At 58.0% G+C, this 24,680-nt stretch carries 24 protein-coding genes; 16 read left to right on the top strand and 8 right to left on the bottom strand.

Annotation, left to right across the window (positions count from 1 at the left end):
• Window positions 1-93: 93 nt before the first annotated feature.
• The 8 genes from O3306_RS07220 (at window position 94) to O3306_RS07185 (ending at window position 8,582) form a co-directional block, all read left to right on the top strand.
• A complete protein-coding gene (locus O3306_RS07220; RefSeq protein ID WP_272005022.1) occupies window positions 94-1,233 on the top strand; it encodes an aromatic ring-hydroxylating oxygenase subunit alpha in 1,140 nt (379 codons plus the stop codon).
• Window positions 1,234-1,289: 56 nt separating this feature from the next.
• Complete coding sequence (gene proX, locus O3306_RS07215; protein WP_272005020.1) at window positions 1,290-2,285, top strand: glycine betaine/L-proline ABC transporter substrate-binding protein ProX; 996 nt, start codon at window positions 1,290-1,292, stop codon at window positions 2,283-2,285.
• Between the two features lie 92 nt (window positions 2,286-2,377).
• A complete protein-coding gene (locus O3306_RS07210; RefSeq protein WP_272005018.1) occupies window positions 2,378-3,445 on the top strand; it encodes a quaternary amine ABC transporter ATP-binding protein in 1,068 nt (355 codons plus the stop codon).
• 13 nt (window positions 3,446-3,458) lie between these two features.
• Window positions 3,459-4,391, top strand: coding sequence for an ABC transporter permease (locus tag O3306_RS07205; protein ID WP_272005017.1), 933 nt, complete (start codon window positions 3,459-3,461; stop codon window positions 4,389-4,391).
• A gap of 11 nt (window positions 4,392-4,402) precedes the next feature.
• Complete coding sequence (locus O3306_RS07200) at window positions 4,403-4,762, top strand: carboxymuconolactone decarboxylase family protein (RefSeq protein WP_272005015.1); 360 nt, start codon at window positions 4,403-4,405, stop codon at window positions 4,760-4,762.
• Between the two features lie 418 nt (window positions 4,763-5,180).
• A complete protein-coding gene (locus tag O3306_RS07195; RefSeq protein ID WP_272005013.1) occupies window positions 5,181-5,558 on the top strand; it encodes a response regulator transcription factor in 378 nt (125 codons plus the stop codon).
• Between the two features lies 1 nt (window position 5,559).
• Complete coding sequence (locus O3306_RS07190) at window positions 5,560-5,832, top strand: hypothetical protein (RefSeq protein WP_272005011.1); 273 nt, start codon at window positions 5,560-5,562, stop codon at window positions 5,830-5,832.
• Window positions 5,832-8,582, top strand: a complete 2,751-nt coding sequence (locus tag O3306_RS07185) for a sodium:solute symporter family transporter (RefSeq protein ID WP_272005009.1) — start codon at window positions 5,832-5,834, stop codon at window positions 8,580-8,582. The genes O3306_RS07190 and O3306_RS07185 overlap by 1 nt, the downstream gene beginning before the upstream one ends.
• Here the strand turns inward: O3306_RS07185 and O3306_RS07180 are convergent.
• On the bottom strand, window positions 8,579-10,165 hold the full coding sequence (locus O3306_RS07180) for a helix-turn-helix domain-containing protein (RefSeq protein ID WP_272005007.1): 1,587 nt from the start codon (window positions 10,163-10,165) through the stop codon (window positions 8,579-8,581). The two genes, O3306_RS07185 and O3306_RS07180, sit on opposite strands and share 4 nt — an antisense overlap.
• Before the next feature lie 173 nt (window positions 10,166-10,338).
• Here O3306_RS07180 and O3306_RS07175 point away from each other — a divergent pair, with 173 nt between their 5' ends.
• The 6 genes from O3306_RS07175 (at window position 10,339) to O3306_RS07150 (ending at window position 17,374) form a co-directional block, all read left to right on the top strand.
• The gene (locus O3306_RS07175; protein ID WP_272005004.1) at window positions 10,339-11,685 is read left to right on the top strand and encodes a substrate-binding protein; all 1,347 of its coding nucleotides are present in this window, start codon (window positions 10,339-10,341) and stop codon (window positions 11,683-11,685) included.
• 111 nt (window positions 11,686-11,796) lie between these two features.
• Window positions 11,797-12,825, top strand: coding sequence for a branched-chain amino acid ABC transporter permease (locus O3306_RS07170; protein WP_272005002.1), 1,029 nt, complete (start codon window positions 11,797-11,799; stop codon window positions 12,823-12,825).
• 6 nt (window positions 12,826-12,831) lie between these two features.
• Window positions 12,832-13,989: a branched-chain amino acid ABC transporter permease gene (locus tag O3306_RS07165; RefSeq protein WP_272005000.1), complete on the top strand. Its 1,158-nt coding sequence runs from the start codon at window positions 12,832-12,834 to the stop codon at window positions 13,987-13,989.
• Window positions 13,982-14,755 (top strand): ABC transporter ATP-binding protein, encoded by a 774-nt coding sequence (locus O3306_RS07160; RefSeq protein ID WP_272004999.1) that lies wholly within the window; start codon window positions 13,982-13,984, stop codon window positions 14,753-14,755. The genes O3306_RS07165 and O3306_RS07160 overlap by 8 nt, the downstream gene beginning before the upstream one ends.
• Complete coding sequence (locus tag O3306_RS07155; RefSeq protein ID WP_272004997.1) at window positions 14,752-15,501, top strand: ABC transporter ATP-binding protein; 750 nt, start codon at window positions 14,752-14,754, stop codon at window positions 15,499-15,501. Before O3306_RS07160 ends, O3306_RS07155 begins: the two co-directional genes overlap by 4 nt.
• A gap of 169 nt (window positions 15,502-15,670) precedes the next feature.
• The gene (locus O3306_RS07150; protein ID WP_272004995.1) at window positions 15,671-17,374 is read left to right on the top strand and encodes a sulfate adenylyltransferase; all 1,704 of its coding nucleotides are present in this window, start codon (window positions 15,671-15,673) and stop codon (window positions 17,372-17,374) included.
• A 73-nt stretch (window positions 17,375-17,447) separates the two neighbouring features.
• On the opposite strand, the gene O3306_RS07145 is transcribed toward O3306_RS07150, so the two are convergent.
• From O3306_RS07145 to O3306_RS07120, 6 genes are all read right to left on the bottom strand, one after another.
• Window positions 17,448-17,825 (bottom strand): DUF2237 family protein, encoded by a 378-nt coding sequence (locus O3306_RS07145; protein ID WP_272004993.1) that lies wholly within the window; start codon window positions 17,823-17,825, stop codon window positions 17,448-17,450.
• A gap of 59 nt (window positions 17,826-17,884) precedes the next feature.
• Complete coding sequence (locus O3306_RS07140) at window positions 17,885-19,048, bottom strand: serine hydrolase domain-containing protein (RefSeq protein WP_272004991.1); 1,164 nt, start codon at window positions 19,046-19,048, stop codon at window positions 17,885-17,887.
• A gap of 18 nt (window positions 19,049-19,066) precedes the next feature.
• Window positions 19,067-19,792, bottom strand: a complete 726-nt coding sequence (gene pth / locus O3306_RS07135; protein ID WP_272004989.1) for an aminoacyl-tRNA hydrolase — start codon at window positions 19,790-19,792, stop codon at window positions 19,067-19,069.
• An 89-nt stretch (window positions 19,793-19,881) separates the two neighbouring features.
• Window positions 19,882-20,775, bottom strand: coding sequence for an alpha/beta fold hydrolase (locus tag O3306_RS07130; RefSeq protein WP_272004987.1), 894 nt, complete (start codon window positions 20,773-20,775; stop codon window positions 19,882-19,884).
• A 56-nt stretch (window positions 20,776-20,831) separates the two neighbouring features.
• A complete protein-coding gene (locus O3306_RS07125; protein ID WP_272004985.1) occupies window positions 20,832-21,497 on the bottom strand; it encodes a 50S ribosomal protein L25/general stress protein Ctc in 666 nt (221 codons plus the stop codon).
• A 300-nt stretch (window positions 21,498-21,797) separates the two neighbouring features.
• Entirely contained in the window at window positions 21,798-22,961 is a 1,164-nt protein-coding gene (locus O3306_RS07120; protein WP_272005049.1) for an alpha-hydroxy acid oxidase, read from the bottom strand.
• Between the two features lie 111 nt (window positions 22,962-23,072).
• On the opposite strand from O3306_RS07120, the gene O3306_RS07115 reads away from it, so the two are divergent.
• A complete protein-coding gene (locus O3306_RS07115) occupies window positions 23,073-23,342 on the top strand; it encodes a hypothetical protein (RefSeq protein ID WP_442969982.1) in 270 nt (89 codons plus the stop codon).
• Window positions 23,343-23,365: 23 nt separating this feature from the next.
• Complete coding sequence (locus tag O3306_RS07110) at window positions 23,366-23,803, top strand: MaoC family dehydratase (RefSeq protein ID WP_272004984.1); 438 nt, start codon at window positions 23,366-23,368, stop codon at window positions 23,801-23,803.
• A gap of 150 nt (window positions 23,804-23,953) precedes the next feature.
• Here the strand turns inward: O3306_RS07110 and O3306_RS07105 are convergent, their stop codons facing one another.
• Complete coding sequence (locus tag O3306_RS07105) at window positions 23,954-24,631, bottom strand: DUF2270 domain-containing protein (protein ID WP_272004982.1); 678 nt, start codon at window positions 24,629-24,631, stop codon at window positions 23,954-23,956.
• Window positions 24,632-24,680: the final 49 nt, after the last annotated feature.

Here is a 24,680-nt window from a genome sequence, read left to right as displayed (position 1 = left end):
CAATATGGTAATTATGCGTCCCGTAATGTCAATTAAATCGATAATTCGAGACTAATGTTATCTAACCGACGCATATAATTTCGAGGCCACGCCATGACACTGACACAAGCAACCATTGACGTTTCCAGCGTTCTACAACCCGTCGAGAAGGCTGTAGGGTTGCCAAATTCCGCCTACGCCGCCCCAGAAATTCTCGAGCTTGAGCGCCAAAAACTCTTTGCCGATGGCTGGGTCGCGGTCGCGTTCACCAGCGACGTGCCCAACGCCGGCGATATTTATCCGGTCAACGTCCACGGCGCGCCCTTGGCCGTTGTCAGAGATCAGGCTGATACCATCCGCGTATTTCACAATGTTTGCCGCCACCGTGGCGCGACATTGGTCCAAGAGGCCTGCTCGGGCGCGAACAAAATGACGTGCCCCTATCATGCCTGGGCCTATGCGCTGGACGGGCGCAACCTGGCGACACCGCGCTTTAATGGTGTGGATGACCATTCCCATCCGACATTGGATGGAAGCCCGCAAAACCTGATTTCAGTACGGTCAACGGTTTGGAACCATATCATTTTCGTGAACTTGAACGAAAACGCCAAGCCGCTGGAAGACTACCTTTCCAACCTGACGGAACGTTGGGCGCCCTTCGATCTGGCCAATACGTACCACGGTGGCTCGATGGTCTTTGAGATCAAGGCCAACTGGAAACTGGTGCTGGAGAATTTCCTGGAAAGCTATCACCTGCCCAAGGTGCATCCCGAACTTAACCGCTATTCCCCCCTTGAGGACCACGTTCTGGTTGTCGATGACGTGTTCATGGGGCAGCTCAGCCTGAACTATGCGCCTGACGATGCCGGAATCGGGCTACCACGGTTTGAGAACCTGCCAGAAGATCGGGCAACGACAGGCGAATACCTGTGCCTGTTCCCCAATCTGATGCTCTCGGTCACGCCTGATCACTACCGTGTAACGATCGTCACACCTGTCACACCCGAACTGACGCACCAAAGATGGGAGTTTTTCTTTGTCGGCGAAGAAAGTAAGGAAGAAAAATACGCAGACCTTCGTCAGGCCGTGGTCGAACGCGTAAAGGGTGTAACACACGAGGACATTCCGGTCCTGGAAATGATGCAAGCTGGCCGTCATTCGCCTGGCTTCGACGGTGGACGTTTTTCTCCTTTCCACGAAACGACCACGCATAAATTCCAACAATTGGTCGCTCAGGGCCTATCCGCGGAATAAGATCACGGCCCCGCGTCAAGCGGGGCTGCCACCCAAAGACAACAGGGAGCTCATAAGTGAAAAAATTATCATCTGTTCTTGCCGGCGGGGCCTTGGCAGCCGCGACAATATTCGCCTCGCCGGTTTTGTCATCTGAACCCGGCGAAGGTGTTACCGTTCACCCCATCGGCACCAGTACCGCCAACACAGTGGTCAGCACGAACGTCGTAATTCAGGGTTTGAAAGAGCTAGGCTACGACGTTGCTGACTATAGCGAAGCGACGCCGGCAATCATGTATGTCGCCATTGGCAACGGGGACGCGGATTTCACAGCAGGCTACTGGAACCCGTTGCACGAAGAATCTCTGGCACGCGCCGGTGACGCCGCAGTCCCGATCGGGGCGCTGACAACAGGCGCTTTGCAGGGCTACCTGATTGACGAGGCAACGGCCCAGAAATACGACATCACAAGCCTGTCGGACCTCTCGAAGCCTGAGATTGCCGCGCTGTTCGACACAGATGGAGATGGCAAGGCAAATCTGACGGGGTGCAATCCCGGTTGGGGCTGTGAAAAGGTCATCGAGCACCATCTGGACGAATACGGGTTGCGCGATTTTGTGAATCACGACCAAGGGTCGTATTTCGCGCTTATCGCGAACACGCTGGCCCGTTTTGACGAAGGCGCGCCGATTTTCTATTACACATGGACTCCGCAATGGGTGAGTGGTGTGCTCGTGCCCGGTAAAGACAGCCGTTGGCTGGAAGTGCCCTATTATTCCGCCCCCGATGGATCAGAAGCGGCCTCCAAGCTCCCGGATGGCAGAGACCTCGGTTTTGCGATCAATACGGTGCAAATCGTTGCAAACAAAGAGTTCGTCGACGCCAATCCCGCCGCTGCCAAGCTATTCGAAGTGGCCAGCATCCCGATCGAAGATATCAACGTGATCATGTTGAAAATCCGCGAAGGTGAGAAAAGCCCAGAGGATCTGCAGCGTCACGCGTCAGACTGGATTGCCGCGAACAGAGCCACATTCGACGAATGGCTCGATGCGGCACGTGCTGCCGCCGAATAAAAAAACAGATCAGCTTCACAACAGCATTCCAGCCGTCGTCAGAGAAATACTGATAGCGCTGGAATGTTGCCCAGAGTGACAAGGAGAGCATTTTGGCAGCATCAACGCCACCGGTCGCATGTTCAAACCTTTGGAAGGTATTTGGCACAGCGGAGAAAGAAGCCCTGAAGCATATCGTCGATGACGGACTTTCCAAGGAAGAGGTTTTTGACAGGTTCGGGTGTGTCGTCGGAGTAGCGGATGCGACCTTTGAGGTTGCAGCCGGTGAAATATTTTGCATCATGGGGCTGTCGGGCAGCGGAAAGTCCACGCTCGTGCGCCATATCAATCGCCTGATCAAGCCCAGCCTTGGCAGTGTCTTTATCCATGGCGAGGACATCAACAAATTTGATGAGCGCAGGCTGCGCGAACTGCGCGCCACGACAATCGGCATGGTGTTTCAGCATATGTCGCTTTGGCCGCACAGGAGCCTGATAGATAACATCGCGTTCGGTCTGGAGGTTCAGGGAATTGGACCGAAAGAGCGACGCAAGATCGCCCTTGAGACGCTGGAGATGATGGGTCTCGTCGCGTGGGCGGATCGTTACCCAGATGAGCTGTCTGGCGGCATGCAGCAGCGCGTCGGTATTGCACGCGCTATCGCTGGAAACCCATCAATTCTGCTCATGGATGAGCCGTTCTCGGCGCTGGACCCGCTGATCCGCCGGCAACTGCAGGACCAGTTTCTGGAGCTGTCCCGCTCGGTCAAGAAGACCACGATTTTCATCACCCACGACCTGGAAGAGGCCGTCCGCATTGGCGACCGGATCGCGATCATGAATGACGGCGTCATTATCCAGATCGGCACGCCAGAAGAAATCGTCATGTCACCCGCAAATGACTACGTCGCACGGTTCGTCGAAGGTGGGGCAAAGCTTCAGGTGCTGAGCGCGAAATCGGTCATGCAACCTGTGGCATCTTTCCGCGCGGCCAACCCCATCGACGACGCCGCGTTTGACGCGCTGACGAGTGTGGATCCCGAAACCAAGTTGAACGGCATCATCCAGGTGGCGCTTGATGCGGACACGCCTGTTCGTGTGGTCGATGACGGCAAGACAGTTGGCGTGATCACCAGCAGAGATTTGCTTGAAGGCATCACCGTGCCGTCACGCGCCGGTTAAAGGGGACACCAAAGTGGAATTCATCAAAGACCCGTTCGAACATCTGCGCATCCCGATTGGCGACTGGACAGAGTATGTACTGCAGCTATTGGTCACCAACTTTCGCTGGCTGTTTCAGGCGTTGCGCGAACCAGTCGATTTTGTACTGGGCGGATTGGAAGGTTTGTTGACCCAAGCGCCGCCATTGCTTCTGTTGGTGGTGTTTACATTGTTTGCGTGGCAGATCGCGGGCGTACGCGTGATGGCAATCGCGCTGGCCTGCTTTACCACCATTGGCCTGATCGGCGCGTGGGAAGAAGCAATGACCACGTTGGCAATCGTGCTCACCTCGATCTTGTACTGTTCGGCTGTCGGAATCCCACTGGGTGTCGCATCCGCACGCAGCAACACATTCGATAAATGGCTTCGCCCCGTTTTGGATCTGATGCAGACCATCCCTTCGTTCGTGTATCTGGTGCCGGTTGTCATGCTGTTCGGGATCGGCAACGTGCCCGGCGTCATTGTCACAATTGTCTACGCATTGCCGCCTGTCGTCCGGTTGACCAATCTCGGCATCCGGCAGGTACCCAAAGACCTGACAGAGGCCGCACTGGCGTTCGGCGCATCACGCGGGGAATTGTTGCGCAAGATCGAATTCCCATTGGCCATGCCATCGATCATGGCGGGTGTGAACCAGACGATCATGATGTCTTTGTCCATGGTCGTGGTTGCATCCATGATCTCTGTCACCGGGCTGGGCCAAATGGTTTTGCGCGGCATTGGACGGCTGGATGTGGGGCTCGCCACTGTGGGCGGGTTGGGGATTGTGCTGCTGGCGATTGCTATCGACCGTGTTTCACAGGGCTTTGCACAGGACGCGCGATCCCGAAATCACCTGAAATGGCATGAGGCCGGGCCGATTGGCCTGGTTCGCAAATTGGTCATCAACAAAAAACATTCTGAGTAGGAAATACCTCAATGAGCTTCGAAAAAGGTTTGGAAACAAGAAAAGAGATCCTTGGCGAAGAGTTCGTAGATCGCCAATTTGCCAATGCGACTGATTTCAGTCGACCGCTTCAGGAGCTGGTCACTGACAACTGCTTTGGCGATGTTTGGTCTCGTGAGGGACTGTCACGTCGCGACCGCAGCTTGCTCACGGTTGCGTTGCTGGCGGCCCTGAACCGCGGTCACGCATTAGAGGCCCACGTCAAAGCTGCCGTTACAAATGGCGCTACCGTCGAGGAAATCCGGGAAACCTTGGTTCATACAATTCCCTATTGTGGTTTCCCGGCCGCGTTCGACGCCTTCGAAATCGCCGAACGCGCGCTGTCTGACTGACGGCTACCCACAGAACCCATCGCATGTATGCTCTACGCCGCCATCTTTCCGTTTTTTCGGAAGTACGCTCTATTGCGTTTATGCAGGGCTTGCTGCGAGGGGTGTGGAATGTTGTACTTTTCGAATGGCCCTGTTTGGCAAGCTGACCAAGAATCTGATGGAGAACCTCGGGCCGCGCTTTTAGGCATGCGTCGGCCGGCTCTGTCGCCGTTCGGCTTTGCGCAGGATGTCGCATCCATTTGGCCAAGGTTTGGCAAGAGTTTGTCGAGGGTGATGACCTCGACGCGTTCGACGAGCAGTGGCTCTGCCTGAGGTGCGGTGGCAAAGCACGCCAGACGCGACAGAGCGAGAAGTGTTGCGGAATTTCAGATTATCGCTTTACTATACAATCACACCAAGCGCATTGGGGGGATGCCTTGTGATTGATATTTTAATCGCAGAGGACGAGCCGGCTATTCTCGACCCTCTCAGTTTTATTCTGGAACTGGCAGGCTGGCAGGTTGCATCCGTGACGGATGGCGAAGCGGCTCTTATTGAGGTGCAGCGCCAGAAGCCGAGGCTTTTGTTGCTGGATATCATGCTGCCGAAGCTTAGCGGGCTGGATGTTCTGCGCATTCTGCGCGGAGAGCCTCGCTTGGCCGATATCCCGGTACTGATTGTGACGGCCCGAGGGCAGAGCCGCGACCGCGGATTGGCGCTTGATCTAAAGGCTGACGGTTTCATCACCAAGCCGTTCGACAATGATGAACTGATCGAAGAAGTGCGCCGTCTGCTCGCACTTAACTCGGTGTCGTAGCGTGTCGCGCCGGGACTTTGCGCGCACGGACAAACATCGGCGTTGGCGCGATGCGGCTTTTGCCATTCCGGTTTTTGCTGCATTGCTTCTTTTTCCGCCATTTCTGAATCTGTTTACGATCGGCGAATTGCTTTTCGGGATCCCGCTGGAGGTTGTTTATCTTTTCACGATCTGGACCGTATTGGTTGTCGCTGGAGCATTCCTGTCGCGCTACCTGCCACACGAGGTCGATCCGGCGGAGGAAACGGATAAACCGGAAAAAGAAGATATTTAATGCTGTCGCCGGATTTCGTCATTCTAACGGCCGTGGCGTATGTGTGCCTGTTGTTCGTTCTGGCCTATGTGTCGGACGCTCGGGCAAGCCGTGGCAAGGCGGGATTTCTGCGCTCGCCCATGGTCTACACGCTGTCGATTTCGGTCTATTGCACCAGCTGGACATTCTACGGTGCCGTCGGGACGGCGGCCCGCGACGGGCTGGAGTTCGTCGCAATCTACATGGGGCCGACGTTGGTGTTTGTTGGGTGGTGGTTCATCCTGCGCAAACTTGTTTGGGTCTGCCATTCGCAAGGCATCACTTCAATCGCAGACCTGTTGTCGTCGCGCTTTGGTAAATCGAGCGCACTTGCGGTACTGGTGACATTGATCGCGATGGTGACGATCACGCCCTACATCGCGCTGCAACTCAAGGCGATAGCCACGTCGATCCAGACAGTTTCGAGTGCGCGGGGGCAGGGCGATCACCTGGCGGGCCTTGACGATGTCAGCCTGGCGCTGGGCGCGGCGATTGGCATGGCGTTGTTCACCATCCTTTTTGGCACGCGTAACGTGGATGCGCGCGAACAGCATTTGGGCGTTGTTGCCGCCATCGCATTTGAGGCCGTGGTCAAGCTTCTGGCGCTTATTGCGGTCGGGTTGTTTGTAGTGTTTGGGTTGGGTGGCGGGCTGGCGGATGTATATGAGCGCGCCGTAGAAGCCGGTTTTGACATCCATGAGCGCCAACCCTTTGGCAGTCGGTGGGTGGCTGTCCTGGTTCTGTCGGCCAGTGCAATCATTTGCCTGCCGCGCCAATTTCAGATCACCGTGGTGGAAAATTCCAACGCGAACCATCTGCGCACCGCGGGATGGGCGTTCCCGGCCTACCTGCTGTTGATGAGCATCTTTACCTTGCCGATCGCGCTTTATGGTTTGGCCAGCATGCCGGCCGGGTCCAATCCAGATATGTTTGTTCTGACCTTGCCGATGGCCGCAGGGCAGGACGGGCTGGCGCTGTTTGCGTTCATCGGCGGATTTTCTTCCGCGACGTCGATGATCATCATCGCCTCTATCGCGCTGTCGATCATGGTGTCGAACCACATCGTCCTGCCACTGGCGCTGAGCCGGACAAACCACTTGGCGGATACCGGCGATCAGGGCATCGCACGACTTTTGCTGCGCAGTCGCCGGATTTCTATCGCGGTGATCCTGTTCCTGGGGTTTTTGTATTTCTGGATGACCGGCGACAGCGGTGCGCTTGCGCCTATCGGCTTGATCTCTTTTGCCGGGGTGGCGCAATTTCTGCCCGCGTTGATTGCCGCGCTCTACTGGCGGCAGGCGAATATGAAGGGTGCGCTTTCGGGAACCCTGATTGGGGCGATGGTCTGGCTTTGGACGCTGTTCCTGCCCAGTTTCGAAACGACATCGGCGACAGTTTCGAGGCTGATCGCAGAGGGGCCTTGGGGCATTTCGTTTCTGCGTCCAGAGGCGATGTTCGGGATGGAGGGGCTGGACCCGCTGGTTCATTCAGTGTTCTGGAGCCTGTTTTTCAACACGGTGGCGTTGGTGTTTGTCTCGCTGGTTTCGCGGCAAAGCACGCTGGAGAGTATTCAAGCCAAGCTTTTTGTGGATATCTTCCGCTCGGCTCAGGGTGCGCGGCGACGTGCGATCCGTAGTTCCGCCACCGCGGATGAGATTTTTTTTGTCGCTGAACGGGTGATGGGCTGGCACCGAGCCAAAGAGTTTTTCGATGCGGCTGATATCCGGCGGGGTGAGCAGGTGCTGGATGTTGCGGTGAGTTCGGATTTCATCGCGCGGCTGGAACGCGAGCTTGCCAGTTCAATCGGTGCGGCGTCTGCGCATATCTTGTTGTCCAAGGTGGTCGCCGGCGACGCCATTTCACTGGAAGAGATGATGCGAATTGCGGACGAAACCCAGCAGGTGATCGAGTATTCTCACGAGTTGGAGGAGACCTCGAAGGAGCTTCGCCTGACGGCCCAGCAATTGCGAGAAGCGAATACGCAGTTGCATGAGCTTCACCAGCAAAAGGACGATTTTCTGGGGCAGGTCAGCCACGAGGTCCGCACGCCCATGACCTCGATCCGTTCCATTTCCCAGATTCTGCTTCAGCGACAGGATCTGGATGAGGACAGACGCAGGCGCTTTGTCGGGACAATCCATCAGGAAAGCGTTCGTTTGACCCGGCTGTTGGACGGTATTCTGGATATGAGTGCGCTGGAGCATGGCGAGGGAAGCTGGGAAAATCGCCCGATAAACGCCGAGGAGGTGTTGGACAGGGCGTTTAATGTCTGTGAAGCTTTGGCGCAGCAGCGTCTGATCAGTGTCAAGCACATCTCGCTTGCCGAACACCCCAAGGTGTTGGGGGATTCGGACAGGCTTTGTCAGGTGTTCATCAATATCATTGCCAATGCGATTTCACATAATGACGCCAGCGACCCCGTGGTTCAGGTGAACTCGCGCGTTGAAGGGGGAAGTTATGTCGTTGATATCGCTGACAATGGGCCGGGAATTTCAAAAGAATATCACGACAATATCTTCGACAAATTCATGCGCGTTGAGCATCATAAAAGCGGCGCTGCAATGTCTGCCGGGCTGGGGCTTGGGCTGAATATAAGCCATGCAATCATACAGAAGATGAACGGCAATCTTGAACTTGTTGAGGGGCCCCTTTCAGGGGCGTGTTTCCGCATAACCTTGCCGCTATTCGACGGAACAATGGCACCACAAATCCAGGCTGATCCAGAGGGCTAACCCGTCTGAGCTTCCATCATGGCCGAGACGGCCTCTTGCCGGTGGCTGCAACCTTCGCGCACGCAAAGCAGACAGCTTGGCCCGACAGGAACACGTGTCGCGGCGTCGTCCAGATCCAGACCGTGGCCATAGACCGTGCGGTCTGCATGGACCAGATCACAGGCCAGCATGACCGAGAACATCAACGGTTGGTCATTCCAAGCCGAAAGGCGTTTCTTGACTGATTTGGCGATCATCAGGAAGCGTGCGCCATTGCTGAACTCTGATATCTGCCGCACCACTCGCGGCGTCCCGGCGACATTGTAGATCGGCCAGAGCAGGCAGCCATGACCCGTCCCGGGCAGCGACAGTCCCGGTAACGGGAACCGTTTGGTCAACCGTCCGGCCATATCCGCGCGCAAGAAACCGAATGGCAGGCCCTCGGCCCCTTTGCGGCGCAGCGTGACCAGACGATGCGCGACCTGTTCGAAACTGGCGCTATAAATGTGACTGAGCAGATCAATGTCATAGCGGTTTTTTGCGGCGTCTTCGAGGAAGCCGTCATAGGGCATCACCAAAGCCCCCGCGACATAGGAGGCCAATGCGCCTTGGGCCAGCAGCTGTGCTTCGTCGGTGGTCAATTCAAACCCGCTGCAGACCTTTTCGATCAAGTCGGTGCCGGCCAGGCGGGCATACAGCCGTGCCATCTGGAATTGGCGCGTCGCCGCAGTAGACGACGTGCGCAGCCATAGGACTTTGCCGTCCTCGTCATAATGTGCCCGTCTGTTGCTGTATTTCCCTTGGGGAGGGGGCGGGGAGTGACCATGCCATCGTTGGCAGGAAACACCAAAACGTCGCTGTAAGGCTTGGGACAGTGCGACTTCGCCAAATTCGCCATCTTTCAGGATCTCGGTGCGCAGGTCTTTGGCAAGCTCTTCAAGCTCTGGGTAGTGGTTGTTGCTGTTGATTATGGCGTCCTCGACCTCGCGCATTGGCGATATCGAGCGCCTGCGAGATGAGGATAGATCGAAATAGGAAGCGAGGTTGCGCACGGTGGTCGAAAGGCTGCGTGCCTCGCGGGTGATTGCTTCGGAAAAGCGGCGCTCATCCTTGGGGGCAAGATTTTTCACTTGCGACAGAATCTCGGCGCTTGACCGCATCGCAGTGATCCGGCTGACAACCTCGTGCAGCATCTCTGAGAGTATGGGATCGGAGCTGAGCCTGTTGGCATTGGCCTCCAGTTCGGCAGTGGCATCGCCATAGACCGCATGAAGCCGGGTCAGCGCGCGCGCCACTTCGGGAAAGCGGGCGACTAGATCATGCAGATCCGCCTGTTCGAGTCCAATACCATGCAGAAGCGGATCGTTCAGGACCTCTTGCAACGCGTTTAGCGTGCGTTGTTCGGGACCGCCTGAGAGTTCGTCGACCTCGATGCCGAGTTGTTCGGCGATGTTCATCAGCAGGCGTCCGCCAATGTCACGCTTGTTGTTTTCAATCAGGTTGAGATAGCTCGGCGAAATTCCTACCGCGCGCGCAAGCCCGGCCTGCGTCTGCTTTTTTTGAATCCTTTGACGCCGGACGCGAATGCCGATTGGTGCGCGCATAAGCTTTCTTTCGGATTGCGGTTTGTCAATAATTGACAATTCTATGGGTCTAATTATTCAACAGTTAACAAGAAAAATCAATATAATCAACTTTGTATTGAAAAGATTTTCACCATCCTTCTATCTCTTTAGTGGACATAAACGGTTTTCGCCGAGTCTTAGGGAGGAAGAAAATGACCGAACAGAATATCGGCAGGCGTCGCCTGCTCAAATCCATGAGTGCGGGATTTGCGGCCACCGTCGCATCGCCTTTGGTTTTTACAAGCCGCGGCTATGCGCAGGAGTTTTGCAACAATCCGGGCGACAAAGATCCGATTTTTGGCTTCAACGTGCCGCAGACCGGGACCTATGCCGAAGAGGGTCTGGAGCAACTCAAGGGTTATGAACTCGCCGTCAAACATATCAATGGCGAAGGCGACGGCGGTCTGATGAACACGATGAAGCCGATGGCGCTCAAGGGGAACGGTATCCTGGGGCGCAAATTACAATACGTGACCGGCGACACCCAGACCAACACCGACGCGGCACGCGATGGCGCCCGCCGCATGATCGAACGTGATGGCGCGATCATGGTGACAGGGTGCGTGACCACAGGAGAAGCGGTAGCGCAGCAGGCGCTGTGTCATGAATTGGGCGTGATCTACATGTCTGGCCTTACCCATGGCAATGACACCACTGGCAAGGATAAGCGCCGCTATGGGTTCCGTCACTTCTTTAACGGTTATCAGTCCGGCGTTGCGATCGCGCCGATCCTGGCGGAAGAATATGGCCGCGAGCGTCGCGCATATCACCTGACAGCGGACTACAACTGGGGCTGGACCCAAGAGGAATCGATCCGGGATGCCACCGAGGCGCTGGGCTGGGAAACCGTCAAGGCGGTGCGCACACCTCTGGGGATTGGGGATTATTCGCAATACCTGACACCTGTGCTCAACTCGGGTGCTGATGTTCTGATCCTCAACCACTATGGCCACGACATGGTGAACTCGCTGCCTCAGGCAGTCCAGTTCGGTATGCGCGAACGGATGGCCAACGGTAAGCAGTTTGAAATCATCGTGCCGATGTTCTCCGAGCTGATGGCGGTGGGTGCAGGGGATGCGGTGAAAGGCATCATCGGAACCCAGAACTGGAACTGGCAACTTGAAGATGAGGGTTCCAAGGCGTTTACGAACTCCTATGGTGCCGCCTATGGTGAGCCGCCCTCGCAGTCGGCCCATACCGGATATGTGCAGACATTGCTCTATGCTGACGCTGTCGAGCGAGCCGGAACGTTCTATCCGCCGGAAGTGATCAAGGCGCTCGAAGATTTCGAATTTGACGGCATGGGCAACGGGCCAACGCTGTACCGTGGCAGCGATCACCAGTGCTTCAAGGAAGTTCTGGCGGTGCGAGGAAACTCCAACCCGACCAGCCGCTTTGACGTACTCGAGGTGATCGGCACGACCGATCGCGAAAAGGTGACGTATGACCACGCCATCTTTGGTGGTGAATTGGGCCCATACGAGCCGAACCAGTGCTGATCGGCCACCATTAACCCAAAGCAACGACAAGGCCGGCGCTTATCAAAGGCGCCGTGCCTTTCCCATCCACTCTGCAACAACTTCCACGGTTAACACCGGGCTGGGGGAAAGATGAATGCATTTCTCGCTCAATTACTTAACGGGTTGGACAAGGGCGGCGCCTATGCGCTGATTGCCCTGGGTCTGACGCTGGTCTTTGGCACCCTGGGCGTGGTTAACTTTGCCCACGGTGCCCTGTTCATGCTGGGCTGCTTCTGTGCTGTAACCTTCCGCTATTTCCTGACCATTGAGACCGTCACCATCGACCCGACCAAGCTGTCTCCGTGGGGCGCTCCGGTCGAGGTAAGAACACCGTTGGTCCAAAGCTGGCTCGGCGATTGGGGCGCGATACTGGTCGATTACTCGGTGCCGATTTCGGTCCTGTTTACGGTTCCGGTGATGTTGGTGATCGGCATTGCGATGGAGCGCGGCCTGATCAAGCATTTCTACAAGCGAAGCCATGCCGAACAGATCCTCGTCACCTTCGGTCTGGCCATCGTGCTGCAGGAAATCGTCAAGAGCTTCTTTGGGGCCAATCCCAAGCCGCAACCGATCCCGGCGGACCTGCGCATGGCCGCAGATGTGGGCGCGTGGTTCGGGATGGAAGCGCAAAAGCTGACCTATCCCCTGTGGCGTCTGATCTATCTTCTGTTCTCGCTGGGCGTGATCGGCGCGGTGTTTGCCTTCATGCGATATACCACCTTCGGCATGGTTGTCCGTGCCGGCATGGCAGACCGCGAAACCGTGGGTCTGCTGGGCATTGATATCGACAAACGCTTTACCATTGTCTTTGGGATGGCGGCAGTCGTCGCCGGGGTGGCAGGGGCCATGTACACGCCGCTTTTGCCGCCCAACTACCACATCGGAATGGATTTTCTGGTGCTGAGTTTCGTCGTGGTCGTGGTCGGTGGCATGGGGTCCTTGCCTGGGGCTGTCGTGGCCGGGTTCCTGCTGGGCGTCCTGCAATCCTTTGCCTCGATGAACGAAGTCAAATCAATCATCCCGGGAATCGACCAGATCATCATTTATCTCGTCGCTATCGTCATTCTGCTGGTGCGTCCGCGCGGTCTGATGGGTCGTTCCGGCGTAATGGAAAGCTAATACATCATGTTTTCACTCTCACGCAAAGACGTCACCACGCTCGCGATCTTTTCCGTCATCGTGCTGACCATGCCAATCTGGCTCTCGCCCTTGGGCGCGGCCTACCCGGGGCTGATGCAAAAATTCGCGATCTACGCGATCTTCGCGATCGGCTTCAACATCCTGTTCGGTCTTACGGGCTATCTGAGCTTCGGTCACGCTGCCTTTCTTGGCGTTGGGTCCTACACGGCCGTCTGGTCCTTTAAACTGCTGTCGATGGACATGATCCCCGCGTTAATCTTCGCGGTGATCTTTGCCGGGATCTTTGCCTTGTTCATTGGCTATTTCAGCCTGCGGCGAAGCGGCATCTATTTTTCGATCCTGACGCTGGCCTTTGCCCAGATGAGCTATAGTCTGGCCTATTCGGTTCTGACCCCGATCACCAATGGGGAAACCGGCCTGCTGATCGCGCGGGATGATCCGCGAGCAATCGACGCGTTGCTTGGGGTCAATCAGACCACCTCTGGAATGCCGACGCCATCGCTTCTTGGGTTTGATCTGGGTGGCTATGGCGGTTTTTACATTTGTGCGGTGGTATCGATTGCTGCCTTTTTCCTGTCGCAAAAAATATTTGCCTCTCCGTTCGGCATGGCGCTGCGCGGGATCAAATCCAACCAGACTCGGATGAAATATACCGGATTTGATACCAAGCCTTACATGCTGACGGCTTTTGTCATCTCGGGCATGTTCGCTGGTCTGGCAGGCGGGTTGCTTGCTGTCACGGACCCGATTGCCGGGGCCGAGCGCATGAAATGGACCGAGTCAGGCAATATTGTCCTTATGACGATTCTTGGCGGTGTCGGTACGTTGGTCGGGCCGGTCGTCGGGGCCTGGCTCATCAAGTATTTCGAAAACATCTTTTCGGCGATCAACGTCAACATGCTCAATGCCTTTTTCGATTTCCTGCCCGAAGGCATGCAGGCGGTCATGGTGACGATCCTGTCGAAATTCGTCGGCGAGGGCTGGCATCTTACGCTGGGGCTGATGTTCGTCGTGATCGTGGTGTTCCTGCCGGGGGGCCTGGTCGAAGGCACCGAGCGGCTGATGCGATGGCTTCGGCGACGCAGCAAGGAAAGGGATGAACCAACAGGGCAAGTGGCGAGCGGGAGGACTGGCAATGAGTAAGGCACCCCCTAACGTCGTCCTGCATGTTGCGGATGTGTTCAAGAACTTTGGCGGCTTGAAGGCGCTGTCAGACATTGATCTGCAAATCGTCGAAGGTCAGACACATGCAATCATCGGCCCGAACGGAGCCGGAAAATCCACCCTGCTGAACGTGATTATCGGGCAGTTGCCGCCCACCAGTGGGGCCGTGATATTTGAAGGCGCCATGCTGACCGGTCTTCCACCACACAAGATCAACCAGCTTGGCATTTCGCGGGTGTTCCAAACGCCCGAGATATTCGCCGACCTATCGGTGCTTTACAATGTCATGGCTCCGGCATTTGCCCGGCGCGACGGGGCGTTTCGCATTGATATGTTCAACGCGGTTCAGGATCAGTCCGACATCCGCGAAGAGGCCGAAACCTTGTTGCGTGAATTTGGCCTTTCTGATCGGCGCGACGATCATGCCGGGGCGTTGTCCCGAGGTGACAAAAGGCGGCTGGAACTGGCGATGTGCCTGATTCAGCGTCCCCGGCTGTTGCTGCTGGACGAACCGACAGCGGGGATGTCGCGCCATGACACCAACACCACGATTGACCTGCTCAAGGCCATCAAACAGCGCGGTATGACAATCGTCATCATCGAGCACGACATGCATGTGGTGTTTTCTCTGGCCGACCAGATCTCTGTGTTGGCGCAAGGCCGGTTCATTGCATCCGGCCTGCCACAAGAGGTCAAGGACGACCCGCGCGTGAAAGAAGCCTATTTGGGGGTGCCAGCGGAATGAATATTGCAGTTGCCGAAAACAAACCTGCCGACGTGGCGGAGGATGTCTTTTTCGCCTTGCAGGGCGTGCATGCCTATTATGGCGAAAGCTACATCGTTCAAGGCGTCTCACTTGACGTTCGCAAAGGGGAAATCCTGGCGCTTCTCGGGCGCAACGGGGCTGGAAAGACTTCGACCCTGCGCGCGATCGCCCGGCTGGACAATCCGACGCTGACTTCTGGGCAGATATGGCTGGAAGGGCAAGAAATCCACCGGATGAAATCCTTCGAGGCATCGCGGGCGGGCATCCAGCTTGTTCCGGAAGATCGCCGTATCATTCCCGGCATGACAGTCGAGGAAAATCTGATCCTGTCGCAGATTGCACCTAACAGGGGGTGGGCCATCGAGGAAATCTATGCCCATTTCCCCCGTCTGGCTGAACGCCGAATGCAAGAGGGAACAACGCTTTCCGGTGGCGAACAGCAGATGCTGGCGCTGGCGCGCGCGCTGGCACGGGATGTCAAACTGTTGTTGCTGGATGAACCATACGAAGGCTTGGCGCCGGTCATCGTGCAAGAGATCGAGCGCATTGTGCAGGATATCAAGCGGCGCGGCATCACTACGATCATTGTGGAGCAGAACGCCGTCGCGGCACTTCGGCTTTCTGATCGCGCGGTGATCTTGGACACGGGGCAGTTGGTCTATACCGGCGGCGCGGCCGAACTCTTGGAGAATGTGGAGTTGAGAGAGAGGTATCTTGCCATCTGATCAGTCGGCAAGATCAGGAAAACCAACCGCATATCGTCGCCGGCAATAGCTCTCAGGCTGAAATGGTTTCGTGCGTCGCGATTGCGGATCCCCCGGGCACCGATGCTTCCGGCCTGACAGGCCGTTTGGGCGGGTGCCTGTGTATTATAGCGAAAGGATGGGTAGAGTAATGTCCAGTGATTTGAACTTTGAGGGATACCCACAAAAACCCCATGGCGGGGTTCTGGTCAATCAGGTCGTGTCGCCTGACATGCGCGATGAAACGATTGAGCGTGCCAGATCTCTTCCCTCGATCCGCGTCGATCTTGAGGCGGTCATCACCATCGAAATGATCGCCACGGGCGTGTTGTCGCCTAACACCGGCTTCATGAGCGAGGTCGATTATAATTCGGTCCTGAAAAGCGGCCGGCTGGCCAATGGAACGATCTGGCCTGTCCCGCTCAGCTTTGCGCCCGTTGGCAAGACCAACAGCGAAGTTATCAAAGGCCTGTCTGTCGGGGACGAAGTCGCGCTTACCGACTACCGCAACGAAGCTGTCGCCATCCTCAAGATCGAAGATCTTTTCGACTACGACAAAGAAGGTCGTGCGCAACAGCTATTTGGCACCACGGATCGCAATCATCCCGGCGTCGATTCAATCTATCGTCGTATGGGGGACACCTCGCTTGGTGGTCCGGTGACTTTGTTGCAGCGCGCCGATTGGGGGCCTTTTGAAAAGATAAGGCGTGAACCGAAGGATACCTGGCGCCTGTTCTATGAAGAAAAGAAACTCAACACGGTGGCCGGTTTTATCACCGGGGCGAACCCGCTTCACCGTGGCCATGAATACATCCACAAGAACGCTCTTGAAGAGGTTGATGGGTTGTTTGTTCAGCCTTTGGTGGAAATGGCCAAACGCGAATACGTCCGCCATGAATACCGTATGTTGGCCTATCGCAGCGTGCTGGAAACCTATTACCCCGCTGAACGCACGATGATGTCGCCCCTGCGCGTCACCTATATTTTTGCAGGCCCCCGAGAAGCCATCCTGCATGCGTTGATCATGAAGAACTATGGCTGCACCCACGCGCTCATCGGGCGTGACCATGCCGGGATCGGCAGTTATTATGACAAATACGCCAGCCATTCGGTTTTTGATCAATATTCACCAGAAGAGCTGGGTATCGACATTCGGCTGTTTCACGAAGTGTTCTACTGCACGCGCTGCGCCAGCCATGCCAGTGAACAGACCTGTCCGCATGACGAGCGGTATAGGCTCAATATTTCCGGAACGGGCATCCGCGAAATGCTGCGCCACGGGATATTGCCAGCCAAAGAGGTGGTTCGCCCAGAGGCTGCGCGTATCGCGATCCAGGGTGTCCAGCCGAAAGGCGTCGATGCGACCGGCCAAGGCACTCTTCCGGTCAGCAAAGTCGTGCAAAGCATGTATCCGTATTACCGTGAACGGACCCGTCTGGGTGGTCCCTTGCGCGTTGAACCGTTGCAAGCCGAGGACTTGACCACGCGCGATCTTGAGGCTGCCAGCCTCGATGCACGGGCTAATGCCAGCGGAATTTACCAAGACATTTACAACGAATACAGCAGCCTGACAGACCACAATCCACATTTGCAGCCAACCTGGATCGTCGAGGCCCGCGCAGCATTACAGAGCCATCAGGAAATGGTTTTGTCTGACCTGCAGGAAAAGGTTGCACTGGCCCCCGAGGAGGCATCGGATGAATTCATGTATCAGGACAAGCAAGAAGCAGAACGCGAGTTGAACGCAGCCCGCAAGTTGCTGGAGGGCACGCCGCCTGTTCCGGATAATGCCAATTCTGACGGGCTCGTCTGGAACCCACTCCCCTATCAACGCTATCGCGGTGCGGACGAATAGGGCGGGCCGCGACGCCGCGCCAGATGCTGAAAGCGGCTGAGTGACTTTGCCTAGAACGGGCTGAAATCCCCTGTCAGGCGGTGGCATGCGCCTGCAAAACGGCCAGTGGCACGATATCGAGTGCTGACATGTGCGTGGCCGACAGGCGAACCTGCGGTGCGCAGCCCTCGTCGTGCGCCTGCAGGAACCGCGCGGCGCACAGGCACCACTGATCACCCGGGCGCAGTCCGGGAAAGCCGTATTCGGGGCGCGGCGTGCTCAGGTCGTTGCCGACATATTTGGAGTATGCCAGAAATTCGGCTGTCATCAGGGCACAGACGGTGTGGCTGCCCTGATCCTCCGCGCAGGTATTGCAGTGTCCGTCGCGGAAGAAACCCGTGACCGGACCCTCGTCCGAGCATGGTGACAGAACTTCGCCCAGAACGTTGATGGAGTTGTCTTTGCGGATCATTGTGCAGCTCCCTTTGTTGCGGTGTAGCCTAGCCGATCGGGCGAGACAGGAAAAGACGCTCACCGCGCCTGTGCGATGGCGCGGAACATCGCCATGTTCGCGGTGTGGGCGGTGGGCGCACGAAAATCGAGGTCGGCCCCTGTGGTCACGATCACGGTGTCGCGCGTCTGGTCGATATAGATGTACTGCCCATAGATGCCGCGCGCCATGAACACGCCGGCAGGGGCATCTTCTGGTACCCACCAATGCAGCCCGTAGCCGATCTGGCCCCGTTCGGTGGGGGCGCTGGGCTGTGTTGCTAGGTGAATCCAATTCGCTGGCACGATCTGCTGGTCTCCGTATCGGCCGTCCTGTTCCACCATCAGACCAAAGCGGGCATAGTCGCGGGTGGTCATGTTCAGCCCGCCCAGGACGAAAGCAACGCCGGTGCCGTCGGTGACGTAGTAGGGTGTTGCCTCCAGCCCCAGGGGCGCGATGATCTTTTCCGACATCAGTGACGGGATATCGCGGCCAGTTGCGCCGCGAATGACCATGCCGATCACATGCGTGTCGATAGAGACATATCGCCACTTCTGGCCCGGCGGCGCGATGGTATCGGTCAGGCCAAGCGTGAAGCCATCCATCGAGCCGCCCAACGCCAGCACACGGCCCATGCGATTGATGTCGGATGACTTGTCGAGATAATCCTCGTCAAACAGGACGCCGCTGGCCATGTGCAGCACATTGCGAATGCTTGCGCCGTCATAGGCCGTGCCTTTGAGATTGGACGCATACTGTGTCACCGGGTCATCCAGCGAAGTGATGCTGCCTTCTTCCAGCAACACTCCGAGCAAGGCCGAGACAAAGCCCTTGGCGATCGACCAGGAGATCCGAAGAACCTCCGGGCCGGTGCCGAGGTGATAGCTTTCATGCACGATCTCGCCGCGCTTGAGCACGAGCAGCGACGTGATGGCGCGCGCTTTGATCCAGGCATCAGCGCCCGGGGGCAGGGTCATCGGCGGCCCCTTGGGTAGCGTAGAAACCGCGCCGTTGCCGCGTGGGACATCGCGGGTGAGAAAGGCGGCGTCCATATTCGAGAAATTCTCGACGATCCTTGATTCTGAAAACAGGCTGTTGACCGCCCAGAGGCGCATGATGCCTTCGCGTTTCCAGATTCCGACGGCCAAGGTGGCAAGTGCCATCGCGACGAAGCCGCGGATCAGCCAACGAAGAACAAGGCGCATGCGACGTCCTTTCGGGGGTCAGCGAAACCTGTCGACCAGCCGTTGCAAGGGCGAGCGCGGTTCCGCGTCGGCCTCGGGCTCCGACTGTGGTGCCGGCGGCTCCTTCGCTCGGGAGGGTGCCTTTGGGTCTGATTTCTCGCCGGATTTTGCGCCAGGCTTCGAGCTTGACGCGCGCGGCGGCGCGGTGCGCAGCGCGACTGCGTTCTGGAAGCGGCCCGCGTCGCCTTCCGCCAGATAGGGCGCGCCATCGCTGATGCCGCGCAGGATGTCCTCCAGCCAATTTTCGTCCGCCTTGGGGAAATCATGCAGGACATATCCCGGCACAGCTTCCTTGCGGCCGGGATGGCCGACACCAATGCGCACGCGCGCATAGTCGGGCCCGATATGCTGGTGGATCGAACGCAGCCCGTTATGGCCTGCATGGCCGCCCCCGGTCTTGACCCGCAGCTTGCCCGGAGCCAGGTCGATCTCGTCATGCAGGACGGTCACATCGCCGGGTTCCAGCTTGTAGAACCGCATCGCCTCGCCAACTGCCTGGCCCGACAGGTTCATGAAGGTTTCCGGCTTGAGCAGCAGCACTTTCTGACTGCCGAGCCGTCCCTCACTGACCTGTCCCTGAAAACGGGCCTTCCACGGGCCAAACCCATGATCTTCTGCGATCCGGTCCACGGCCATAAAGCCGATATTATGCCGGTTGCGGGCGTATTTTGCGCCCGGATTTCCCAAACCTGCAAAGATCAGCATGGCGTGCCTTTCGTGAAGATGGTCAGGGTCTACGATGGGGAAGGGCGGGAATCAATGTTTGCGCGGTATCCCCCAACGCGTTGCCTGGGTCATTGCCCGTGAAGACTGTCCAGCCAGTCGCGGATCAGGGCGGTGAACAGGTCGGGCCGTTCCCACCCCGGCGCGTGGCCTGCGCAATCGAGCAGTGCCAGGCTGGCACGCGGAAAACGGACCTGCATGTCCAGCGCGTCGCGGTATCCGGCAATCGAATCCTGGCGACCGGACACGATCAACGAGGGGCGGTCAAACACGCCCTGCGTCATTTCGGCGTGAAAGGTGAACTCGAACCGCTCGCAGACCCGCGCCTCAAGCGCCGCATCATGCAGGCTGGCGGCGGGCAGTTTCAGCTGCCTGATCTTGTCGATGATCGCAGCGGTCCGCACCACGAGGCGGGCGGCACGGCCTTGCAGTGCGGGTTCAAGCGCGCCCAGGTCGGTTCCGTCATCGTGCAGTGTTATCGGTGTGGGCATTTCGGCGCGGCTTTGCTCAGAGTTGCCGCCGGGCACGATGAGCGCCACCCCCGAAACTCGTGCGGGATGGGCAAATGCCAGCCCTTCGGCCAGATAGGCGCCGCGCGATTCGCCGAGAACGGCGCAGCGCTCCCCGGCGCAGGTCGCGTCCATTACGCGCAGGATTTCGGCCAGCACGTCGTCTTGTGACGCGACGTGGTCGAACCCCGACGACTGACCGCATCCCGGCAGATCGACATAGATACGCCGCCATCGGTCGTTGCCGTGAAAGGCAGGCTCGACCGCATCAAGCATGTGCCGATGATCCAACCTTGCCCCGTGCAGCAAGATCATCGGCGCACCGCTGCCGATTTCGCGAAAGTTCAGCAAATTGGTCGTGGTGTTCTCCGCGCGACTACCCGGACAGGCTAGCCCCGACACCGCCACCGTGAACAGCCCCCTGTGCGCCTGCCTGTCGATTGGCGCGTCGGGCAAAAAAAACGCGGCCTCCACCGGGAGGCCGCGTCATGTGGTCGGATTGTACGCGCGGCTTATGCGTCGTCGCCGCCTTCTTCGCCTGCATCGGCGGTCGGCACTTCGTCTGCTGCGACTTCATCCTCATCATCCGCATCGGATTTGAGAGCGGACGGGGCCGAGACGTTGCAGATCACGAAATCGCGGTCACTGATCACCGGCTTGGCGCCTTCGGGCAGTTCGATGTCCGAGAAGTGGATGGTGTCGCCGATATCTTCCAGCTTGCTCAGGTCAACGACCAGCAATTCAGGAATGTCACCAGCTGTCACAATCAGTTCGACTTCATTGCGGATCGTCGTCAGAACGCCACCCTTGCGGATCGCCGGGCACTCTTCTTCGTTCTGGAAGTCGATGCCGATGAACAGGTTGATCTTGGTCGTGCGGCGCAGGCGCATCAGGTCGAGATGCGTCGGCAGATCCTTGACCACGTCGCGCTGCACGTCGCGGCAGATCACGCGCACGTCGTCATGGCCATCAACCTTGAGGTTGAACAGCGTCGACTTGAACCGGCCCGCCTTCAGGCGCTTAATCAGGACGTTGAACGGAATGTTGATTGGCAACGGATCGGTGTCGCCCCCAAAAACGATACCCGGAACCATGCCAGCGCGGCGTGCTGCACGAGCGGCGCCCTTGCCTGTCCCCGTGCGTTCCTGGGCGTGAAGATCAGGAATTTCTCCAGCCATGTGTATTCTCCATAGGTTAGGGCAGGACTCCTCCAAGGCTGTAGTCCTGCGTGAAGCCGTCGCCTTAGAGGATTTGCGCACCATTGGGAAGGGGGAATGTCCTCGGTACGCGGCACGCAACAACCGGTGGCACTCAAGGGGGGCTGGCGATACCGAGGTCGAGCGACAGGCCGTTCGCAGAGAGTTGGCCATGCCGAACAGGTTCTGACGTTCAGTTTCCGTGCCCGGCCTCAGCATTGGGGCGATGCCCCCCGAGAAATTCACAAGGTATGCGAGGCAATGGACGTTGCCCCGAAGGTGCTACTGCCAGCGGTCCGAGAAATCCTTGGGGATCATCAGGATATCGCGGTCCACATTCTCGATGGTCCGGTGCCCGCAAAACGCCATTGAGACATCCAGCTCCTTGTGGATCACCTCGAGCGCGCGGGTCACGCCCGCCTCGCCCATCGCGCCCAGCCCGTAGATATAGGCGCGGCCGATATAGGTGCCCTTGGCCCCCATGGCGATTGCCTTGAGCACGTCCTGACCCGACCGGATGCCGCTGTCGAGATGCACTTCGATCTTGTCGCCGACCGCGTCGAGAATGGCGGGCAGCGCGCGGATCGACGACAATGCGCCGTCCAGCTGCCGGCCACCGTGATTCGACACGATGATGGCATCTGCCCCGACATTCAGCGCTTCCAGCGCATCGCGCGGGTCGATAATGCCCTTGATGATCAGCGGGCCATCCCACATCTTGCGATATTGGCGGATGCGGTCCCAATCCAGCGCCAGATCGAATGCCTCGGCCGTCCAGGAACTGAGCGAGCCGGGGTCGCTGACCCCCTTGGCATGGCCCACGATGTTGCCGAAAAACCGACGCTTGGTGCCCAGCATTCCTAGGCCCCAATGCGCCTTGGTCATCATGTTCGCGACCGAGCGTGGCGTCAGTTTGGGCGGGGCCGACAGGCCGTTCTTGATGTCCTTGTGGCGTTGGCCCAGCACCTGCAAATCCACCGTGATTACCGCAGCTGAGCATCTGGCCGCCTTGGCGCGATCAAACAGGCGCTGCATGAAATCGTCGTCCTTCAGGGTATAGACCTGCATCCAGAAGGGTTTGGTCGTGTTCTCGGCCACATCCTCGATCGAGCAGATCGACATCGTGGACAGGATATAGGGCACGCCGAATTTTTCCGCCGCGCGGGCGGCCTTGATCTCGCCATCGGCCGATTGCATGCCGGTCATACCGACAGGGGCCAGCCCGACGGGCATCGCCACATTCTGCCCGATCATCTGGCTGGCGGTCGTGCGGTTGGACATGTCCACCGCGATCCGCTGGCGCAGCAGGATGTCGGCAAAATCGGTGGTATTGGCGCGAAAGGTCTGCTCGGTCCAACTGCCCGACTCGGCGTAATCGTAGAACATGCGTGGTACGCGGCGCTCGTAGATTTGGCGCAGGTCTTCGATATTGGTGATCACGGGCATCTTGGCCTCCATCCGGAGATTGGTCAAAATTTCTTACCAACCCATCATGGCTTGAGCAATCCGAAACTCCGCGCCTATGCTGCGCCAGAAATGACCAGAGAGAAACCATAGATGCCTTATCACGCCCCGCCGGCCCCGCTTTTGAACGATATGTGTCGTTGGCGGCGCGCGTTTCATCAGCGGCCAGAGTTGGATTTCGCGCATATGGCTGCAGCGGTGCCGGGTTGTTTCCTGCTGGCCGGAAACGGCACCGACGGGGCGCATGCTCGTCCGCTGCATTCGGTCGATTACGATTTCAATGATGCTGGCGTCGTGCCGGGATCGTCGTTCTGGGTCACATTGGCCGAACAGCAATTGGCAGTGCGAACGGGCGACGTCTGAGGCAGGTAAGGGAGGAAGCCGCGATGTTCTTTGATGATCTGAGTGAAGGCTACACATTCGAGACAGCCAGCCGTGCGTTGCCGCTGGAGGAAATCGTCAGCTTTGCGCGCAGCTGGGATCCGCAGCCGTTTCACACCGACGAGACCGCGGCCCAAGATTCGCCCTTTGGCGGGATCATCGCCAGCGGATTCCATACCATGCTGACCGCGTTTGTTCTGACGCTGGAGGCAGATATCTGGAACGAGGCGTCGATGGGATCGCCGGGCATGGACGCGCTGCGCTGGCTGACACCGGTGCGCCCCGGCGATGTGCTGCGCTGTCGGGGCCGGGTCGTGGCGCTGACCCCATCCAAATCGCGCCCGGACCGGGGCCGCGCCGAGATCGACTATGAAGTGGTCAATCAGGACAACATTGCGGTGATGACCTACCGCATCACACATATCCTGCGACGCAGAGGGTGAGGCAAAAGCGGGGTGGAAGGCGAAGCCGCGACCGTTAGTGCGAATACCGCAGGAATGGCCCCCGCCACGCCGCCGATTGACGGCTTTCATGGTGCCTGCTGGCATGCTTTTCAGGTTCGCGGGGAATGCACGGATAAACCGACCGGCCCTTCACCCCATGCCCGAGCTGGCGGACCGAGTTTTTGCCCGGTTTTTGTCGTCGTTCCAGCTCAGCAAGGCAATCGTCCCCCAGGTAACGCAATAGAGCGCGCCTAATCCGAGGACGTATTGCCCGCCCACAGGCCCGATGGCCGCGCGATCTATCAACTGCGAGGCCTTGGTCAGGGGTTCGGGGTGCACCAGCAATTTACCGATATAGGCTCCGCTCTGGATCAGCAAAATCCAGAAATAGCTCCGCCGAACGCGCCGTCCAATCGCCACCGCCATGGAAACGTGATATCTCGGTTTCCAATAATCCTCGGCCAGAACTTTTTGCCAGCCGTCCTCCATATGCAGGTCGCCGTCGTGCAGCATCGGCGCAAAGAAATGCACTTCCATCCATCTGCAGCGCGCACGCCACACGTTGAAATACCGATAACGGCGTGCCTCCAGCATCAAGAAGAAAAAGATCAGGACCCCCACCAGTATCAAAGGCAGCGGGGATGCTTCGGGGGCCGAGAAGGCGATTGATAGCGCGATCCCGAGTGTCACCACCGCCCAGTTGGTCGTGGTGTCGAGCCGGGTTCGCCAGATGGTCGATCTGTAGACCTCACCGCGATAGAGATGCGCGAGTGCGCCGGTCTCTGCTGCGTCGAGTTTCTTTCTCTGATCGGTTGTCTCACCCGCCATTGCCAAGCCCCTCCCAGAGGAGAGGGTTGCATACCCGACGTGAACCGTT

It is taken from the genome of Roseovarius sp. ZX-A-9, from assembly GCF_028369135.1.
Taxonomy (GTDB): domain Bacteria; phylum Pseudomonadota; class Alphaproteobacteria; order Rhodobacterales; family Rhodobacteraceae; genus Roseovarius.
This window is presented reverse-complemented; position numbering and strand designations above follow the sequence as displayed.

Excerpts from the sequence above, each read along its gene's own strand:
- O3306_RS07155 (WP_272004997.1), top strand. The coding sequence starts at position 14,752 with ATGAATATTGCAGTTGCCGAAAACAAACCTGCCGACGTGGCGGAGGAT.
- O3306_RS07105 (WP_272004982.1), bottom strand. The coding sequence starts at position 24,631 with ATGGCGGGTGAGACAACCGATCAGAGAAAGAAACTCGACGCAGCAGAG.
- O3306_RS07220 (WP_272005022.1), top strand. The coding sequence starts at position 94 with ATGACACTGACACAAGCAACCATTGACGTTTCCAGCGTTCTACAACCC.
- O3306_RS07115 (WP_442969982.1), top strand. The coding sequence starts at position 23,073 with ATGCCTTATCACGCCCCGCCGGCCCCGCTTTTGAACGATATGTGTCGT.
- O3306_RS07125 (WP_272004985.1), bottom strand. The coding sequence starts at position 21,497 with ATGGCTGGAGAAATTCCTGATCTTCACGCCCAGGAACGCACGGGGACA.
- O3306_RS07140 (WP_272004991.1), bottom strand. The coding sequence starts at position 19,048 with ATGCGCCTTGTTCTTCGTTGGCTGATCCGCGGCTTCGTCGCGATGGCA.
- O3306_RS07150 (WP_272004995.1), top strand. The coding sequence starts at position 15,671 with ATGTCCAGTGATTTGAACTTTGAGGGATACCCACAAAAACCCCATGGC.
- O3306_RS07110 (WP_272004984.1), top strand. The coding sequence starts at position 23,366 with ATGTTCTTTGATGATCTGAGTGAAGGCTACACATTCGAGACAGCCAGC.
- pth (WP_272004989.1), bottom strand. The coding sequence starts at position 19,792 with ATGCTGATCTTTGCAGGTTTGGGAAATCCGGGCGCAAAATACGCCCGC.
- O3306_RS07160 (WP_272004999.1), top strand. The coding sequence starts at position 13,982 with ATGAGTAAGGCACCCCCTAACGTCGTCCTGCATGTTGCGGATGTGTTC.
- O3306_RS07165 (WP_272005000.1), top strand. The coding sequence starts at position 12,832 with ATGTTTTCACTCTCACGCAAAGACGTCACCACGCTCGCGATCTTTTCC.
- O3306_RS07120 (WP_272005049.1), bottom strand. The coding sequence starts at position 22,961 with ATGCCCGTGATCACCAATATCGAAGACCTGCGCCAAATCTACGAGCGC.
- O3306_RS07200 (WP_272005015.1), top strand. The coding sequence starts at position 4,403 with ATGAGCTTCGAAAAAGGTTTGGAAACAAGAAAAGAGATCCTTGGCGAA.
- O3306_RS07170 (WP_272005002.1), top strand. The coding sequence starts at position 11,797 with ATGAATGCATTTCTCGCTCAATTACTTAACGGGTTGGACAAGGGCGGC.
- O3306_RS07145 (WP_272004993.1), bottom strand. The coding sequence starts at position 17,825 with ATGATCCGCAAAGACAACTCCATCAACGTTCTGGGCGAAGTTCTGTCA.
- O3306_RS07185 (WP_272005009.1), top strand. The coding sequence starts at position 5,832 with ATGCTGTCGCCGGATTTCGTCATTCTAACGGCCGTGGCGTATGTGTGC.
- O3306_RS07180 (WP_272005007.1), bottom strand. The coding sequence starts at position 10,165 with ATGCGCGCACCAATCGGCATTCGCGTCCGGCGTCAAAGGATTCAAAAA.
- O3306_RS07175 (WP_272005004.1), top strand. The coding sequence starts at position 10,339 with ATGACCGAACAGAATATCGGCAGGCGTCGCCTGCTCAAATCCATGAGT.